An 18,287-nucleotide genomic window follows, 5' to 3' on the forward strand; every position below is an offset into this window, starting at 1 on the left:
CGGTTCCTCTTTTCTTTGGGTCTTACAGCTTGTTGACCGGAATTTTCATGAAGACATCGCCCTTTTCATCAGCAGGCGGCATCTGACCGGCCCGCATATTGACCTGCAAGGAGGGCAGGATCAGGCGCGGCATCGACAGTGTGGCGTCGCGGGCATCGCGCATTTCAACGAATTCCTCGATGCTGCGGCCCTGACCGATATGGATGTTCAGCGCCTTTTGCTCGCCCACCGTTGTCTCCCACGCATATTCATCCCGACCGGGAGCTTTGTAATCGTGGCCGACATAGATGCGCGTCTCATCCGGCAGCGACAGGATCTTCTGGATCGAAGTATAGAGATCCGCAGACGACCCCCCGGGGAAGTCGCAGCGCGCGGTGCCGAAATCGGGCATGAACAGCGTGTCCCCCACAAATGCGGCATCGCCGATGACATAGGTCATACAGGCCGGAGTATGACCGGGCGTGTGCAGAACATCCCCACGCATCTGCCCGATGTGAAAGCTGGACCCTTCGGCAAACAGCGCGTCGAATTGGCTGCCATCGCGCTGGAACTCGGTCCCTTCGTTGAAGACTTTGCCGAACGTGTCCTGCACGACGACGATATTCTCGCCAATCCCGATTTTGCCGCCCAGCTTTTCCTGCAGATAGGGCGCGGCAGACAGGTGATCGGCGTGGACATGGCTTTCCAGTATCCACTCGACCTTGAGACCTTGCTCTTGCACATACTCAATGATCTGGTCCGCCGAATGCGTATCGGTGCGCCCAGAGGCATGATCGAAATCCAGAACGCTGTCGATAATGGCACAGGCCTGACCTTGGGGTTCTTGTACCACATATGACACGGTAAAAGTCTGTGGGTCGAAGAAGGCTTTCACAATGGGCGTCATGAGGATCTCCGTGGGGATGATTTCATATATTGATAGCCGAATGTGATGCGAGTTCCAAATCACGAATTGATGTCTGTCAAGGCAAACCGCTTTTTGTTTGCCTATCCTATAAGCGAGGCGCGATGCATCGCCGGTTTTCTGCCGTCTCTCAGCAAGAATTTGCGATGCTTCGATCGGGTCTCATGTTGATCTTATTTCTGTTACGTATATCAGTCAGAGTGGCATTAAGTGGGAGGACGCAAATGACTGCTCAAGATCTCTACACCGAAGCAAAGCAACTCGAACAAAAGCTGGACGGTGCATGTCTGGACACGCGGCTGGCACTGCAGCCCAGTGTCAGCAAGGTGCTGGACAAGATGCGGGCGCGGGGCGTTCAGATCCCGTCGCGGCTACGGCGGCTGGATGCTGCGCTGGCTGAGGATGCGCTGGAAGCGCGGTTCGACAATATGCCGGTTTGACCCGGTTGGTCATCCAAAGGAAATGCCAAGGATGACCAGCATCAATCCAATGACGGACAGGAACAAAGACGCAAGGTTCCAGGGCAGAACGGCCTGAACGGCGGCGCGTAATTCGTCATCGGACAGGCCGGATTTGCGCGCCTTCATCACGCGCAGAATGCACCAGACAAGACCAAGCAACCCGGCCAGAGACAGGGCGGCCCCGCCCCAGACGATCATGTCGAACATGGTTTCCATCACCATCTTTGTGAACTGTGACCGCGCTTAGCGGATCAGTGCGCGGCAGACAAGCCTGCCGTACCGAATGCACGCTTGCGGTCAGACGGGCAGCGATGTATCCGGCAAACTGCCCGGTGATCCGGCACCTCAATTTCAGCCCTTGGGAGAGACGTAGATGGAAGACATCACCGAAGATCAGGCCGCAGCCAACTACCGCGTGACAGCAGGCGAGCTGCGCCAGTTCATTGAGCGGTTCGAACGTCTGGAGGCTGAAAAGAAAGACATTGCCGATCAGCAAAAAGAGGTCATGGCCGAAGCCAAGGCGCGTGGCTACGACACCAAAGTGATGCGCAAAGTCATCGCGCTGCGCAAGCGAGACAAGGATGATATCGCCGAGGAAGAGGCGGTTCTGGAGATGTACAAAGAAGCGCTGGGCATGTAGCGCATCCCCTCAGGGCTTCAGAAAGCGAATGTCTGGCATGGTTTGCAGTCGTGCCAGATCCTGTTCGTAAAGCTCTGTGAAGGCGCTGACCACATCCTGATCCCAGCCGGGCAGGTCAACTTCTTCCTCAATTTCGTCCGGCAGCGCGTATTCCTGAAAGATCGCCGCCAGACCAGCCTTCATCTGAAGGTCATTCGGGGGCAGGTTCAGTTGTTCCAGCTGCCGGATTTCGTGCTGCCCCGCCTCGGAGACGAGCGACGACAACAGGCCGTGCTCTTGCGTCAAAAGCTCACTTTCCGGAAATCCGGCCAGAGCACGCGCGATATCGCCCCAGATCAGGGGTGAATCCTCGTTGCTCCACAATGTAATGTTCACTTCCGGCGCCAGATCGCGCAGGTCTTCGATCATGGTCAGCCAGCTCAGGCAGCTGAGATCCGTGGTCGTCATAACCCGTTTCCGCTCGGGCTCGGAGAGGGACATCAGGACTTTGGGGATATAGCTTCCGGGATTGCGCAGGCTTACAAACAGCTCGACAGATGCGTCCGCAAAAAGCTGATCCATCTGCGCGATCCGTTTGCCGGCATGCGGGTAATATTGCCCATCCATAATGGCAGTGGCGGGTTCACCGATATAATCGGCACAAGAGAGTATGCCGCGATCCAGTGACCGGCCTTTAGGGATCAGGTTTTGGAAACGTCCAATTGTGTCTTCCGCAGGAGGCCGGTCGCCAATTGGCCCCAGGGCGGGCCGGAAGGTATTCTTGTAGGCACGTGGCCCCCAGAAGGTTGCCCCGTTCTGGCCAATAGCCTGCGTGTTCGCTTTGAGCAGCCCGAGCACTCCGCCCTCGTCAGTGAAGTGCGCACCGGCGTGGATGGCCACCTGCATCGTTATATGTCCTTCCATCCGGCGGTCATGCTGATTGGGTTACAATCTGCGATCAATACAGTCAAATTGCTAATATGGCGAATATATAGGTCTAAAATTTGAATGCGGTCATGGCCTGATTCTTGGAGACAGGGACGGAAGAAGGCGCCCGGTGAAGCCTTTATGTCCGGGGGAGTGATCATCTAAGCCCTCAGACCATGTCTAAGGTCATGCGGCTCTGATCGAACCCAGTTGCTGGTGGTTTCCTGGCTACCTTCATACAAAGCGCAATTTGTTGATCGTGGGGATTGCCGCCCAAGGTTAACGCAGTCGTGCTTGTGTCCCTTCTGCATAGGCCAACAACGGATTTCTGGTTTTATATATAGGTTTGACGGGGATGATCCGCTTGCATCCCTGATGCCTGAAAGGTGGAAATCAGAGCTGGAGAACGGAGTTTCCGAGCCGGTGAATTAGCGGGTTGCGAGCTTGAAAATTTTGCCATATATGCCTGCTCATCCAGTCAGGCGCGGCCTAAGGTACATCAAGAATTGTATCCCGAGTTGCGCCTGAACTTCGTAACATAGCCGCGCGATTGGCTTGATCCGTAGACAAGAATGGATCTCGCCTGATCAGAAGGCAAAGTTATGAGTGCCCCTATAGCTCAGCTGGTAGAGCAACTGATTTGTAATCAGTAGGTCCGCGGTTCGAGTCCGTGTGGGGGCACCATTTTTCCCATTTAAAACAGAATCTTAAGTCCGCACAGGTAGAGCAACTTTTTTTAAGAATCTCAACTGTGCGAAAACTGTGCGAGATTTTGACCGATTGGTCAGCAATCCTTCATCTGAATCGTCTGTGAAATTGGCTGCAGACAACAAATATGCTCAATGATCGGTCATCTTTGTTCGATTTCCACACGTTCGGGTTGAATTTCGGTTAGATAAAGAAAGACATAATCAGTTGGACTAGAGACTATCAGCGAATTGTCGATCCCGTAGCGCTCGTGATGACGCTTTGTCGTTAAGATAAAGTTTTTAATTGATTTTCTTGACGATCCGGCTCGAAGAATCTGGTTGCCAACCGCTAAGTCAAGAGCCAGAGTGACCGTCGTATTTTGATGAATTACGCACAGTGTCCGAACAAAGATAAAAGAAGAGGTGAGCCATGTCGCTGGACGAAGAAATCAAACGGGCAAGAAAAATCGTGGTGACAGATGGCTACGACATGTCCATTGGCGAAGTTGTAAACCTTTATAAAAATGAAGAGCTTGTTATCGATCCGGTATTTCAACGACTCTTTAGATGGGGTGACGAGCGAAAAACTAGGTTTATTGAATCTCTCATCCTTGGAATCCCTATACCTCCGATTTTTGTCTACCAATCCGAGGATGGCGTTTGGGAGCTAGTTGATGGTTTGCAGAGAATTTCGACCGTTCTGCAGCTTACTGGCGATCTGAGAGGCGACCGGTTCGAAGAGTTGGGCCCGTTGGTTTTGAATGGAACCAGGTTTTTACCGAGCCTTGATGGACGGCGCTGGGAACCTTCAGAAGAAGGGGGCGAAGATGGACTGGGGCGGGCACTTCAGCTCGAAATCAAGCGCGCGCGTTTGCGTGTTGAGATTTTGAAATCTGACAGCGATGATACTGCCAAGTTTGAACTGTTCCAAAGGCTCAATACTGGGGGCGCAGGTCTGACCGAGCAAGAGGTGAGAAATAGCATGGCTGTTTCTCTTAACCGCGACTTCTACGACTGGCTCATAGCCAGATCAGAAGATCGTAATTTTATAACTTGCACAAACCAGACGGATAGAGCTTTGGAGAGTCAGCTTGGGGTTGAGCTAGCGCTACGCTTTTTTGCGTTTCGCGGTATCCCGTATCAATCTGGTTTGGATGTCCACGAGTACTTGGATGGGGCACTGCTCCAAATGGCAACAGGCGATGCGTTCGACTATGCATCTGAAGAGTCTGCCTTCAACAGGACGTTCCAATTTCTCGCGGAAGCTTTGGGCAGTGATGCTTTCAAAAGGTGGAACGGCAACGCGTTTTCTGGAAAGTTCCTTATGTCTGTATTCGAAGTCACCACGAAAGGCGTTTCTGAAAATATCGACGCAATAGAGGGACTTGGCGATCAGCGAAATGCGTTCATTGTCTCAAAGTGCCAGGCTCTTTGGGACAACGAGGTGTTCAGCCAAAACTCGGGCGGAGGCGTTCGGGGCACGACTAGGTTGTCAAGGCTGTTGCCAATGGCAGTCGATTTTTTCGCGCCCTGAGACCACGGCAATGGGTAAGATTCGAACCTTGGACCAGCTCCAAGAGGTTTTGGACGAAGAGATGGGGTGGCGTATCAAGGAAATTAGCGCATTCCGTGTGTCGTCCAAATCCGCCGGGGACAAAAGCAGGCACTTTGTGAGGGCCGGTATAGCGTTGCTGTACGCTCATTGGGAAGGTTTCATAAAAAACTCGTCCGAAAGATACCTTGAGTTCGTGGCCAGTCGTGGGCTGACCTATGGGCAACTGTCGAGCTGTTTTGCAGTTTTTGGATTGAAAGGGAAACTCAACAATCTGGTGGAATCGAAGAAATCACGTCTAAACGTTGAGGCATTCGAATTCATCACGCAAGAGCTTGGAAACAAAGCAAAACTTCAGTTGACTGACGCGATCAATACTGAATCCAATCTGACCTCTACAGTTTTCGCCAACATCGCTAGAAGCGTCGGCATACAGATCGACAAGTATGAAACCAAGTTTAACCTAATAGATGAGAGTTTGGTGAGCCGGCGAAACAAGGTTGCGCATGGCGAATTCCTAGACGTCAACAGTAGAGAATTTGAAGATTTGGTCGGCGAGATTTTGTTGTTGATGAGGTGGTACAAAACCGACATTGAAAACGCCGCGTCACTTGAGTCGTACAAGGTCCAAGAAGAGTAGCGTTGTTTTGATTAACCTAATGTAGCACCAGCTGAGACTTGGTTCATCCAGGTTTAGGGTTCGGGCCGGCAAGCAAAGCAATTTCAGCTTGCCGACCTAGGAACTTTATTATTTGCAGATAAGTTCGCCCAATTCGACGCCGCTGTAGGCAGCTATGTCCAGTAAATCTAGAAGTTCGAGTTCGCTAACGCCTTTCTCTACTTTTCTGAGTTTAAGCATTGACCATCCTATCTGCAATGAAGCCTCGTAGGGTTCGATTCCGCGATCAAACCGATAGTTGTAGAGGTGCATACCGATCCGCGCATGTTCGGCGCTCAACGGTTTTTTCTCAGTCAAACTGCGAGCGCGAAGTGTGACTCCTTGCTTCCGCAGAATCTGGGCGACACGACGTTCTGAGATGCCGTATGAACGAGCAAGCTCGTTAATGTCCTTTCCATCTCGGTAGTCCTGGCATAGGTATTTGTCGCGGTTTGTGTTAGGCATCTGTCCTCAACTTATAGATGTGCTTTGGATCCGTTGGCAGTTTCAATGTGCTCGCGCTTGGGCTGTGCGTCCGGAATGTCCGCAAAACCTCAGAACTGTGCGAAACTGTGCGGGATCAGTGTCCGTTTTGGCCCCAAAGGAACGTTCTGTCCGATATTTTTCTTGAGAAAAAACAGGGCCTTAACATAATGCGAGGCAGATTTCGGGAAATTTTGTAATCAGTAGGTCCGCGGTTCGAGTCCGTGTGGGGGCACCATTTCAAACGCTTTGAGATTAACCGGTTGTTTCTATTGTCCGTTTTTCGGAGCGGTTTTATTGCAATTCACGTCTGCGCCAAATGGAGGGGGATAACGCACGTTTCAGCCATGATTAACAGCCGCAGCACCCTGGGAGAGATTGGAAAGGTGCTACAGTTACATAGAGGCTCTGGTACGCAGATTGCGTCGTTTTGATATGAGGCTCAAAACACGTTTCCAAAAACATCCAAGAGTTTATCCGTATAAATTTCTATGCTGCACTTATTACGTATTTGCCGTCCGGCTTCGAAGGCAGTATCGGCATGATCAGCATATGAATCGATCACCTGAGACAAGGCTTCTACCAGTGCATCTGGCGCGAGTGCCTTTGGTTCCGCGATTGTCTGGCTTGATGGAAAATAAACGTATTTTGGCAGTTTCGCGTTAGTCGATCCCAGTTGAGCATATTCGCTGGCGGTCAATTCGGGCTCGATCAATGTTGCCGCACCTTCAAAGGGCAGAATTTCGGGATGACCGTCAATGTTTGACAGAACGGTCGGGATGCCCGAAGCCAGTGCCTCAAGAGGAGAAAGTCCAAAAGGTTCGCGGAGCGACGGCGCGACGAAAATATCGGTCTCATCGAACAATGCGCCCATGTCCTTAACCAGACCAAGAAACGACACCGCTTCTTCTGGTAAAAGTTGTTCCGCTTTCTCTTTGAGTATGCGTGCTTCTGGTCCATCCCCGGCGACAGATAGTTTGACGGGGTATCCTCGATCCAGCAGATGAGCAGTCGCGTGAATCACGCTGACGATCCCTTTAAAAGACACCAAGCGCGCTGCGCATGTGATCCGGATCTCGTTACACGGTGTTTTTTTCTTGTTCAGGGGACGATTGGCGATTGCCTGACGTAAAGGGTTACAAACGACATGAACCTCGCCTTTGTACTGCCACAAGTTCTCAAGTAAGTGTTTATTGGCTTCGGAAACGCTGATGATTCCGTTCATTCGGGCCAGCTGTTGCTGTCGCCACTTGTTCACTTTTCTTATGGACGAAAAACCGTGATCGTAGAATGCAAATTTACGATTTCTCGTTCGCATATATGAATCAGGTGGAGCGTTCCAGCACACGACGTGTTCAAGATTGGTGCGACCGATCAACTGGTTCAGCAGCGCTCGCTGAACGCGGCTGCGCGTCCTCGGCATCGAGTGAGGCAGCATGTTAGCGACGCGAAAGGTTTGGGGCGATTGTATGCCTCCGCCGATCTGCTCCAGCGAAGCTAAAAAATGTGGAAGAGGTCGCGTATTTGCTCTGTTAACGGTGTATAACTGGTGTCCTTTGGCCACGACCGCTTCGGCAAAACCAGCATATAGAGTTTGCAGGCCGCCAAAATCGTCGAGAGCAATATATTGAGCAGGTAGATCTAAGGTTTTCATCTTGTAAATTTCAGCTCTATCCACCGTGCCTGAATACGCGCCAAGTATCAATATCGGAGCGAAAATGATCCCTATGTCATTTGCCTCCCAGGGTCCATCGCAATCGTGATCGAGACTGCCGAATTTCAATTGTGATTTAGGGAGCTGTTGATTGTGGTTGGGCTTGATCCTGCCACCGGGGCCGGAGTGATCTATCATCGCGCTTGCCGGCTATTGCGACATAGCCTTTGTGGAAGAGCGATTCGTATACCGTTGGGCGCGTCCACAATGCGGATTTCGGGTTTGTCTCCGGCGACCATTGATATGCTGAAGCCCGAGAGACGTGAAACATTGTGCTTCAAAGAAATCAATAATCCCATGTTGAAGCGCAACTAAAGTCGCGGAAATCAAAATGCCCGTGCCGCGGCCGAACAGACGTAAAATAAGATAGCACAGAACAAGCACAAACGTTCAATCGGAACGCAATGCAAAACAAAGGCAATTTGCATTGGTATTGGAAAATGGGCACGTCCACATTTGAAGATGTCATGCTTCGAGGCGGATAGCCGCGCATGCCGCACCCACGTAGGCCCGGAAATTCTGTTTTCTCAAAACTCTTTCGGGTTTGTCAGTGACGCATTCATCCTGATGTTATTTCACCTGGCGTTAGACCTAGTTCTGAACTCGTGATCCAGCCCCCCCCAGAATTAGTGGAAAGACTAACAGCTCAGGATGTGATATACTCCCTTCACGCCCTGAACGGGCGTCCTAGGGGAGAAACCCACCGTCTCACAAATGATAGAGAGTGAAGGTGGTGTGAGGGGCTGGATGAGGGGGTCTTGGCCAGCCCCTCTCTCTTGGGGGATTACGGAACGGTGAAAGTGGTCCGTTGAAATCAAACTAACATCTGTGATTGATCTTTGAAATTGGGGCTTTCCCGTAGTGCTCTCTGCCGTGATCGGCGGGGGGCTGCCGGCGCTTTTTCTCTGGGGCAGTTTCTTGCCCAAGAAGCATCGCACCAGGCTGCAGGCCTCGACGAAACGTGCGCAGGATATACGGTCAAATCGCCAACTCACCGCCACAGTCGGGCCATAATCTTGATGAATCCTCTCAGATCAGAGCAACCAGACAATGCACATGAGCCGTCGGATCAGATGCTGTCAGACTACATAATCGTAGGCCCAAAACTGGAGCGGTGCTTTCGGACCGGCGATCCTTGGGTGACCGTCATCCAGGCCATGTTTCTTGCATCGTTCAGTCTGATCGCACTGGCGCTGGGTATCGTGGTCTACAGAGCCTTGGAGTTGCCCAGCCTGCCCTATCTTTGGCAATTGATCATGTCCTTGTGCGAATAATCCCGGTCCGTGCCGTCTGATTGCTGCGGCAGGCTCGTAAAAGCGCTCCACAGGATTTTTGGAAAATGTGTCGCTCATGTGAACTGCATCACTGATCGGTTGAATAAAATCGTTCAGAAAGGAGATGTTAACGAGTGAGCGTCTCTTTTGTTTCAGGCGTTGAGTTTTTCATAATCACCCTTTTTCATTGGGCGCGCTTTCAAAAGCGCGCCTTTCTTTTTGTCGGGGCAGGTTTGCCAGGCGTTTGCACAGGAGGCCGCAGTCAGACCGGAAAGCCAAGCTGCCCGATCAATTTCCAGATGTCTTTGTTCGCTGCCGAGAGTTGCGCGACCACGTCTTCGATCTCCTTCATTGCCTCATCGTCCACAGTATCTTCACGTCCGAGCTTGATGTCGGTCTTGCGATCAGCGATCCGCATCAGGATGGTTTTGGGGTTCCCGCTTTTCTGATCAAACGAATAGATGCAGTGATTGTACTTGTTCCGTATCGACGACAGCCGGGACAATCGTTGGGTGTGTTCGAGAATCGGATCACGGATTTCGGCCGGCCGGCCCTCCATCTTGGCCAGGCGCTCGACCAGATCGATGCGGGCGCGGGTGGTGTTCAGGGTCAGAAAGATAATGACCGCCACGTCCTTGTTCGCGCCGGTTAAACCGGCGATCAGATGGATCAGCAGGCTTTCGGTGTTCGTCCACATATAATTCAACCGGCCCACCAAAAGGATAAGCCGGTCAAACCGGGTTTCGAACGTTTCATCCAACAGAGGCACTTCGCGCTTCATTGGGCGCAACCTCGAAATAGAAATGAGCCGCTGCCGTTCGGTTGCTGACATCGATCTTGCCCGAGACATTGTGCATGTGCAGTTTCACAGTGTGCTCGGTTATACCCAGCTTGGCTGCGATTGCCTTGTTGCTCTTTCCGCGGGCGACCAGCCTCAGAACCTGTTTTTCACGCCGCGTCAGTTTGGCGTAGAGCAACAATTTTTCGGGCGACCGGGTCCGGGTGACGGGTTGCTTTTCAACCGGCGTTTCTGCTGCCGCCTGCCTGGCCGAGACGCTGTCGGCCAGAAAGCAGGGCAGGTGGAGTTCTTCGTGCATCAGCAATCGCAATATGGCGCGCCAGACGTCCGGGGCCACATTCATGGGCAGGTATCCGATATTGCCGAACTGCGCCCGATCCCAGTGTTCGAAAAGAAAACGGGGAGAGCTTTGCTTGCGATAGGCAAAAGCCAGACATCCATCTTCGGCCAGCCTGGCATAGTCGGCGGGTCGGTTTAGAAGATCCTCGATCAGCATCTGATCAACAACGACGATGCGCTCGGCTGGCACAGAGGGGTCGCTTACAGCCAAAAGCGCGTCCAGAGATTCATAGCGATATGCGTGCACGCCAAATTCGTTTTGCACGCTTCTGAGAGTTTGGTTGGAATAAAACAGTTCTTTGCCAATAAAGGCGATCGTCAGGTCTTCTGGGTATTCGATTTGACCACGGGAGTCATCTTGCAATGAAGTATTCATTGTCCTTCCCCCAACTAACAAAAATGCCACCCACTGAGTTTCAAATCGGGTACAGATTAAGGCGGCGCGAAACAGTAACTTAATCATTCAAATTATGACCTCATCATAACTGAAAGTACGAATTTTATCAATAGAACGCGGAAGATTGAGGATTTGTTCTAGAACTTTTGGTCAGGTTTCTCGTCCGGTTTTGCGCGATAAAGTGTTGATAATATTTGCATATATTATTCCCAAATCAGAAGCCGGTTGTTTCGCATCGAAAATACTCTGTCTAAAAGTGTTTTCTGAAAAAACCATTTTTTTAACAAAGAGTTGCCACATTTAATGCTTTCGGCCAGCTATGCACGCCCCGGCATCGCTGCAACCATGACCCTGCTTCAATTGGCGAAGTTTTACTGACCTGACATGCCCGCAGCACGCTTATTTCAGCGAAAACTCTGCGGCCATGGAATCGGCTAGGCCGAGAAAGGGGGGCTGACCAGACAGAAGATCAAACTGCCGCACAAGCGACCGTTTTATCGGCCTGTGCGTAAAATCTGTTTCAACCGCGCCTGTAACCGCTTTGTAGATGAATGGCGGTCCGGTGCTTCAGTAAAAGTGGAATTTATTATGGAACGCAGACTAGCTCCGATCGCAGACGTCCAGGAAGTTATCGATGACCAGGATCCTGTCGTAGACGAACCCTCATCGGAAGAAGAAATTGATCTGGTCGTTGATGACCTGAACGCACAGCAGCAGCAACAACAGCAGCAGCAAGGCGACGACAGCAACACCAATGGTGGTGATGACAGCAACACCAATGGTGGCGACGACAGCAACACCAATGGCGGCAATGACAGCAACACCAATGGTGGCAACGACAGCAACTCGCAGTCGAACGGTGGTGACGATAGTAACACCAACAACAACAACGCATCGGTTGATATTGATTTCTCAGGCGGCGAATGGATTCCGCGCGACGATGACAAGGTCGATGTCGATATCGAAGATGTTGAAGGTGATGTTGGTGACGTGATCACGGCCGGTGACGATCTGGATTACGATCCCGGCGATGACATCAACATTGACATCTCGCTGGACGGCCCCGGAAACGACTTCGCGTCCATCAACAGCCAGTATGCAAACCTGGAAGACAATGACACGCTTGAGAGTGCGTCAGTTTCGAACTCAGGCGAGTTCTCGCAAAATGGCGATGCCAATGGTGGTGAAGCCTATGCAGAGGACGGCATCGACGTAAATAACGATGGCGGCGACTCGGGTGATGGCGGCAGCAGCTATGGTGGTGAAGCCTATGGCGACACTAACGGTAGCCATTCGATGGCCGTCGGTGGTCATTCAGGAAGTGCCGACAGTGCTGCAACCGGTGGCGACGGTGCATCCTCGGGCGATGCCTACAACGCAAGCCTGGGTCTTGGCCATTCAAGCGCCAGCTCTGACGGTGACAGCACCGGCGGCGACGGCGGTGACGCAGACAGCGATTCCACCGCGGACAACTACGGTGAATCGAGCGCTGACAGCGACTCGACCGGCGGTGACGGCGGTGCAGCCGAGTCCTTCGGCCTTGGTCTTGGTCTGGGCCTGTCCGGATCGAACGCTGATGGCGATGCGGATGGTGGCGACAACACATCCGGCGCATTGGCTGCAGGTCTTGGTCTGGCAGGCACTGACGCCTCCAACGGAGATGCCGATGGGGGTGACGGTGACGCCGAAAACGATGGCTCGGCCGACAATTCCAGTGAAGGAACCAACGAAGCCAATGAGTCCTCATCGGGCGGCAATATTGGTCTGGGTCTGGCAGGTGCCGGTGCTCTGGGTGCCAATGACGCTGATGGTGGCAATGGTCCTGGCGGTGACGGAACTGGTGGTGACGGCCCAGGCGGCGACGGCCCCGGTGGTGACGGACCCGGCGGTGACGGCCCTGGCGGTGACGGACCCGGCGGCGATGGCCCTGGTGGTGACGGACCCGGCGGCGACGGCATCGGCGGTAACGCTGGCACGCAGGAAGGCGGATTCCCGTTCCTTGCCCGTCTGGTAGAGGAAGATCCCGGCGGCGGTGAAGGTGGTGAAGGCGACGAAGGCGATGATGATGCCGGCGGCGGCAACGCCAATGGTACTGGTGGCGACGGAAGCGGCGGTGCCGGTTCTGGCGGTACAGGTGCCGGTGGTGCAGGCTCTGGTGGTACGGGTGCCGGTGGCGCAGGCTCTGGCGGCGCGGGTACCGGTGGCGCGGGCGGCGGTGGTGCCGGTTCTGGCGGTGCCGGTGGTGGTTATGTCGATACCGATGCGGCAGCGCAGGGTGTCGGTGACCAGGATGCCGCGGGTCCGGTGATCACGCAGTCGCCCGGCGACATCGACGGGTCTGCCGATAACGATCAGGACGTTGATGGTTCTGGTGGTGACGGTGGTACCAACAACTCCAACGGCTCTGCGGACGCCAGCGGTGATGGTATGGCAACCTCCGAAGGCACCGGTGGTGCGGGCGGAACAGCCAACCCCGAGTCCAGCTCGGCTGCAAGTGGCGCAGGTTCGGCTGACGCAACCAACGAAGGCGGAAACGCTGGCGACGCAGATGCGTGGGCCCGCTCCGAGAACGATGGTTACGCTGACAGCCTGGCCGAAGCGATTGCCGGATATGGCGGACGGGCGTCGTCGGACAATGACGCCGACTCGATGGCCTCTGGTGACGCGACCGGTACTGCAACCTCAGGCGCCGGTGGCGCAGGTGGTGCAGCGGCCTCGAACGGCGGAACCAGCGGTGACGTCATGGGTTCGTCGACCGGCGGTGCAACCACAGGTGCGATGAACACCGGTGGCGAAGCGTCCGGTGCCAACTCTGGTGCAGGTGGTGCTGGCGGTGACGGCGGCATGTGGGGCTCGAACAACGGTGGCGACGGTATCGTCAACGGCGAGTCCTATGCTTCGGCAGCAGCCGTTGTCGACACAGCTGCGTTCAACCAGTCGATCGTCATGGGTGCCCACGTGCTTGGTAACTCGGTCGATACGACCATGGTTGGTGGCTCGATGACTTCGAGCTACTCGAGCGACGACAACGACGTGTAAGGCGCAAAAATCTCGGGGGCCGCATTACGGGCCCCCGTTTCAATGAAAATGCCGGGGCCGCATTCTGCGGCCTCGGTCCAGCAAATCCAGACCCGGAAATTTCCTGCCGGTGACGGAGTTAGAGGTCATCGAAATGTCATTCGATAGTGTTACCGAAAAGATTGCACACTTTATTGGAACTTTTGATCTCACGATTGAGCAAACCCGACTGAGGGATCAATACGAAGAGTTCTCGGCGATGCGCCGCAAGGCCGAGCTGGAAGAACTGGAAGACCCTATCAATTTCAAAGTCAAAGCGGATTTGGAGCTGGACCCCGGCAAATATGGACAGCTGTCCTATCTGTTCGAAACACCCCCGGCCACATCCGAACTGACACCCGCACCCGAGGGACCGGCACCGCTGAACGGGGCGACCCTTGCGCCACCGCTGGAGTCTGATCTGCCGTTGCCTGAGGCCGTCGCGGCAGGCGCAGCAACCCAGTTTGTGATTATTCTTGAACCTCAGATCGTGACCGAACTGATTGGCTCGGCCATTACCTACACGTTCCAGTCGATCTATATGCGCGACAACGACGTGGTCGGCGAAGGTGATTTTCGCGACACCGAACAACTGATGGCGATGGCTGAAGCGGCATTTGAGGTCGCGACCTCGCTGCATGTGTTCTCGGGCCTGTCATTCTCGATCTCAGATTATCTGTCGGTCGAATATGTCGAGGCGATGGCCGACGACATGCTGGACCCGGTCTATGCCGAGGTCGAAGGTGCGGTCGTTTATCAATTCCACGGCGAAGATGCGATGGGCGTGATCGTCAACGGTGAATACGTCGATGAGGCTCCGGTTTGGGAGGATCTTCTGCCCGCGTATCACCAGCCCGAGGATGAAGAGGAGGGCGAAGAGAGCTATTTCGATCCTTACCCGGTCGAGTGGGATCGGGACACGGATCCGGAATATTCAGACGGTCATGAGGTGATCGTGGGCGGCAATCTGGCCATCAACGCGGTGTCTGCCACGGTCGCCTGGGTTGATGCGCCCTATATCGCGGTCGGCGGCAAGTCGATCGAACTGACCATGGTCAGCCAGGTCGCTGTCGTCTCGGACATGGACGAGGGCACCAAGGGTGAGTCCGGTACAAAAGTCGTCCAGTCATCAACGATCGAAGTCGAAGGAAGCGCAGCAGACTGGATCAGTGAGGGTGGCGAGGATGCGCCGGGTCTGGTGCATGTCGACTGGATTCACGGCGATCTGATCGTGGCGAACTTTGTCAAACAGACGATCGACGCCACGGATATCGATCACATCGAAACCGAGATTTCCGCTTCGACCACGCTGTATGCGATGGGTGACAATGAGATGGTCGATGTGACCAACATCCTGCAGCTGGGCAGCTATTATGACCTTGTCATGATTGATGGTGACATGATCTCGGTCGATGCGTTTGTCCAGACACTGGTTCTGATGGACGATGACATCGTAACCGGTGGACTGCCTGAACCGGTCGACGGGAAGGATGAGAATCTCGTGATGAACGAGGTATCGCTGCTCACGGAAGGCGAAGACACGCATCAAGAGATGGAGGCGTCGATGGCCGACGCCATGGCGATGCAGCAATCGGACATGGAAGCGCTGGAAGATGCGCTGATGAACGATCCCATGTTTGCCGGGATGGAACAGATGCGGGTCCTCAAGGTCGATGGGTCACTGGTGCAATTGAATGTGGTGGAACAGTCGACCTTGCTCGCGGATCAGGATGACGTTCATCTGCATGGCCCGAAAGCCGATGAGACCGAGGTGATTGCAGGCAGCAACGCGCTGCTGAATGCGGCGAGTGTCACCAAGGCCGGTGTCGACTCGGTGGTGATGGCGCAGGACGGGTCTTATTCCGATCTGCTGCTGCATCAGGCCAGCCTGATCGATATGCCCACGAACGAGGATATCACCGAGATGACCAACGATGCGATTGCAGCGCTGATGGATGAGGTTGGTATGCCGGATCACGCGAATGGAATTGGCCCGGCTGGAAATGACCTGACGCCAAGCGAGATGGCGAATGCATCGGATGGCCTGCAAACCATGCTGGCCTGAGTTTTCTGTACATTGCGAGTGAACCGAAGGTTTATATATGTCGATCGTTTTTTCGTCACGCCGAACCCGTTTTGCCAGCCCGCTGGACAGACACGGAGGCGGCGGCCCGTTGGCGTCAGGTGACAGTGCGCGGATTGCGAAATCCTTAAAGGCCAAAGCGTCACAGGCAGAGGCCAGATTGCGTCTAACCGAGGAGATGCGTTTGTCCAAAGCCGAACCTGCCCCCGCGTTTGCAACTGAAGGGGATGTGGACGAAGTTGCCCCCCAACCAGATCGGGCGCCAGAAGATGCGGCGCCCCAAGAGACTTCTAAACCGGATGAAACCGGGCCGAGGCATGCGCAGCAGTCAGATATTACGTCACAAACGCGCGCCGGCTCTCCCCTTCGGCGTGCGTCATCGCAGCCCGCACAAGATCAGGATCCGACGGGCGGCGATACTGGGGTGGCCAAGCCGGAGGCCCCGGATCGTGAGACAGCCGATCAATCGACTGCGCGCATGACCCCCTCTGCGCCAGCGGACGGCAAAGACCGCATGGGCACCACGATCGAGGCGAAGGCGAACGAGCCGTTGATGCGCTCGGGGACGGGCGGCGGCGACGGCAAGGGGCCACCCCAAACCTTCCATAAACGCACCCCGCCCGAAGATTTCCAGAAAACGTTGCGTACCTCCTTGAAGGCGATCTGGCGCAATCTGTCCTTTGTGCTGGTGCTGACCTGCGCCACCAACCTTCTGATCCTGGCGATCCCGATCTATCTGTTCCAGATCAGTGACCGGGTGCTTACCAGCCGGTCATTGGATACGCTGGTTATGCTGACCGTGATTGTCGCTGGGGCCGTGGTGTTTCAGGCGGCATTCGATGCGGTACGTCGTTTCATGCTGATGCGCACCGCGGTTGAGGTCGCCGCCCGCCTTGGGGCCCCGGTCCTGAGCGCGGCAGCGCATGCCTCGCTGCATGGCAACGGGCGTGAGTATCAGACGCTGGGCGATTTGCAGCAGGTGCGGGGTTTTCTGGTTTCGGGCACGCTGATTTCCTTCCTTGATGTGCCATTTGCACCATTGTTCATCCTTATGATCTTTCTGGTGCACCCGCAGCTTGGCATGATCGTCGTGACCACTGCGGTGATCCTGATGGTGATTGCGCTGGTGAACCAGAAAATGACCGCCAAACCCTTTGCCAAAGCCAATCAGGCGCAGTCGCTGGCCAACCAGCATCTGGATTCAATGTCGCGCAACAGCCAGATCATCAACGCTTTGGCAATGATCCCCGAAGCCGTACGTATCTGGGGCCGGGACACCGCGCAATCGCTGACATGGCAGGTCAAGGCGCAGGATCGCAACGTGATCTTCGCGGCCATCTCGCGCGCTGTGCGTCTGCTGACGCAGATCGGCATTCTGGGCTGGGGCGCCTTTCTTGCGTTGCAGGGCGAGATTACCGGCGGCATGGTCATCGCGGCCTCGATCATCGCAGGCCGCGCCTTTGCCCCGATTGAAGGCTCGATCGAAGGCTGGAACACCTTCCTGCTGACCCGTGGCGCGTTTGCACGGATTAAGGCGCTACTGTCGAACTCGGCGCTGCAATACGAAAAACTGCGCCTGCCGCGCCCCGAGGGGCGGTTGGACGTGGAACGCCTGCTGTACGTGCCCGGCGGTACCAAGCGCGTTGTACTGAACGGGATCACTTTCGCTCTGAACCCCGGAGAGACGCTGGCGATCATCGGTAATTCCGGTGCCGGCAAAACCACGCTGGGTAAAACGCTGGTGGGTTCCATTCTGCCAACCTCGGGCAGCGTGCGGCTGGACCTAATGGATATCCGCAACTGGGACCCGCGCCAATTTGGCGAGAGCATCGGGTATTTGCCGCAGGATGTGCAACTGTTCCCGGGCACCATCAAGGACAATATCGGCCGGATGCGCGACGATGCGACCGACGAGCAAATCCACGACGCCGCCGTTCTGGCCGATGTCCACAACATGATTGCGACGCTGCCGCAGGGGTATGAGACCGTGGTGGCCGCAGATGGCTCACCACTGTCAGGTGGTCAGAAACAGCGCATCGCACTGGCGCGCGCGTTCTTCGGCAATCCGCGGCTGGTGGTACTGGACGAGCCGAATTCGAACCTCGACGTGGCGGGTGACAAGGCGCTGGCGCGTGCGATTGAGCAGGCCAAGGATAGCCAGATCACCGTTGTCGTCATCACGCAAAAGCCGACGCTGCTGAGCGTGGTCGATAAGATCATGCTGCTGACTGACGGGCGCGTGGCGCTGTTTGGCCAGCGCGAACAGGTCCTGCAGCAATTGAACAACTCGCGACAGCAGCCGCCTGAAATTCAGGGCAATGGGGGATAAGT

15 protein-coding genes and 1 tRNA gene are annotated in these 18,287 nt (G+C 54.7%); 9 read left to right on the top strand and 7 right to left on the bottom strand.

All coding sequences use genetic code 11. The features are described 5' to 3' along the window. Window positions 1–22 precede the first annotated feature (22 nt). Window positions 23–886, bottom strand: a complete 864-nt coding sequence (locus ACR0K9_RS01410; RefSeq protein WP_480820160.1) for an MBL fold metallo-hydrolase — start codon at window positions 884–886, stop codon at window positions 23–25. 242 nt (window positions 887–1,128) lie between these two features. On the opposite strand from ACR0K9_RS01410, the gene ACR0K9_RS01415 reads away from it, so the two are divergent. Further along, complete coding sequence (locus ACR0K9_RS01415) at window positions 1,129–1,344, top strand: hypothetical protein (protein WP_480820162.1); 216 nt, start codon at window positions 1,129–1,131, stop codon at window positions 1,342–1,344. 9 nt (window positions 1,345–1,353) lie between these two features. Here ACR0K9_RS01415 and ACR0K9_RS01420 read toward each other — a convergent pair whose 3' ends face one another. Then, window positions 1,354–1,572 carry a hypothetical protein gene (locus tag ACR0K9_RS01420; protein ID WP_480535967.1) on the bottom strand — a complete coding sequence of 73 codons (219 nt, stop codon included), beginning with the start codon at window positions 1,570–1,572 and terminating at the stop codon, window positions 1,354–1,356. 166 nt (window positions 1,573–1,738) lie between these two features. On the opposite strand from ACR0K9_RS01420, the gene ACR0K9_RS01425 reads away from it, so the two are divergent. Further along, entirely contained in the window at window positions 1,739–2,005 is a 267-nt protein-coding gene (locus tag ACR0K9_RS01425; protein WP_480728654.1) for a DUF2312 domain-containing protein, read from the top strand. Window positions 2,006–2,014: 9 nt separating this feature from the next. Here the strand turns inward: ACR0K9_RS01425 and ACR0K9_RS01430 are convergent, their stop codons facing one another. Beyond that, window positions 2,015–2,908, bottom strand: coding sequence for a hypothetical protein (locus ACR0K9_RS01430; RefSeq protein WP_480820164.1), 894 nt, complete (start codon window positions 2,906–2,908; stop codon window positions 2,015–2,017). Between the two features lie 611 nt (window positions 2,909–3,519). Here ACR0K9_RS01430 and ACR0K9_RS01435 point away from each other — a divergent pair. The 3 genes from ACR0K9_RS01435 (at window position 3,520) to ACR0K9_RS01445 (ending at window position 5,792) form a co-directional block, all read left to right on the top strand. Then, window positions 3,520–3,595 (top strand) — tRNA-Thr (locus tag ACR0K9_RS01435). A 435-nt stretch (window positions 3,596–4,030) separates the two neighbouring features. Continuing rightward, on the top strand, window positions 4,031–5,134 hold the full coding sequence (locus tag ACR0K9_RS01440; protein WP_480820166.1) for a GmrSD restriction endonuclease domain-containing protein: 1,104 nt from the start codon (window positions 4,031–4,033) through the stop codon (window positions 5,132–5,134). Between the two features lie 10 nt (window positions 5,135–5,144). Beyond that, a complete protein-coding gene (locus tag ACR0K9_RS01445; RefSeq protein ID WP_480820168.1) occupies window positions 5,145–5,792 on the top strand; it encodes an MAE_28990/MAE_18760 family HEPN-like nuclease in 648 nt (215 codons plus the stop codon). Window positions 5,793–5,900: 108 nt separating this feature from the next. Here ACR0K9_RS01445 and ACR0K9_RS01450 read toward each other — a convergent pair whose 3' ends face one another. Together ACR0K9_RS01450 and ACR0K9_RS01455 are read right to left on the bottom strand one after the other, a co-directional pair. Continuing rightward, a complete protein-coding gene (locus ACR0K9_RS01450; RefSeq protein WP_480820170.1) occupies window positions 5,901–6,275 on the bottom strand; it encodes a hypothetical protein in 375 nt (124 codons plus the stop codon). 460 nt (window positions 6,276–6,735) lie between these two features. Further along, on the bottom strand, window positions 6,736–8,145 hold the full coding sequence (locus ACR0K9_RS01455; RefSeq protein ID WP_480820172.1) for a glycosyltransferase family 4 protein: 1,410 nt from the start codon (window positions 8,143–8,145) through the stop codon (window positions 6,736–6,738). Between the two features lie 935 nt (window positions 8,146–9,080). On the opposite strand from ACR0K9_RS01455, the gene ACR0K9_RS01460 reads away from it, so the two are divergent. Then, window positions 9,081–9,281 carry a hypothetical protein gene (locus ACR0K9_RS01460; RefSeq protein WP_480820174.1) on the top strand — a complete coding sequence of 67 codons (201 nt, stop codon included), beginning with the start codon at window positions 9,081–9,083 and terminating at the stop codon, window positions 9,279–9,281. 262 nt (window positions 9,282–9,543) lie between these two features. Here the strand turns inward: ACR0K9_RS01460 and ACR0K9_RS01465 are convergent, their stop codons facing one another. Both ACR0K9_RS01465 and ACR0K9_RS01470 read right to left on the bottom strand, forming a co-directional pair. Next, window positions 9,544–10,062, bottom strand: a complete 519-nt coding sequence (locus ACR0K9_RS01465; protein WP_480536045.1) for a hypothetical protein — start codon at window positions 10,060–10,062, stop codon at window positions 9,544–9,546. After that, entirely contained in the window at window positions 10,034–10,795 is a 762-nt protein-coding gene (locus tag ACR0K9_RS01470) for a helix-turn-helix transcriptional regulator (protein ID WP_480820176.1), read from the bottom strand. The genes ACR0K9_RS01465 and ACR0K9_RS01470 overlap by 29 nt, the downstream gene beginning before the upstream one ends. 609 nt (window positions 10,796–11,404) lie before the next feature. Between ACR0K9_RS01470 and ACR0K9_RS01475 the strand changes: the two genes are divergently transcribed. From ACR0K9_RS01475 to ACR0K9_RS01485, 3 genes are all read left to right on the top strand, one after another. Continuing rightward, the gene (locus ACR0K9_RS01475) at window positions 11,405–13,855 is read left to right on the top strand and encodes a hypothetical protein (RefSeq protein ID WP_480820178.1); all 2,451 of its coding nucleotides are present in this window, start codon (window positions 11,405–11,407) and stop codon (window positions 13,853–13,855) included. Between the two features lie 133 nt (window positions 13,856–13,988). Further along, on the top strand, window positions 13,989–15,938 hold the full coding sequence (locus ACR0K9_RS01480) for a type I secretion protein (protein WP_480820180.1): 1,950 nt from the start codon (window positions 13,989–13,991) through the stop codon (window positions 15,936–15,938). Window positions 15,939–15,975: 37 nt separating this feature from the next. Then, window positions 15,976–18,285, top strand: coding sequence for a type I secretion system permease/ATPase (locus tag ACR0K9_RS01485; protein WP_480820182.1), 2,310 nt, complete (start codon window positions 15,976–15,978; stop codon window positions 18,283–18,285). The last annotated feature ends 2 nt before the right edge of the window (window positions 18,286–18,287 follow it).

Source organism: Ruegeria sp. L12, assembly GCF_056531745.1.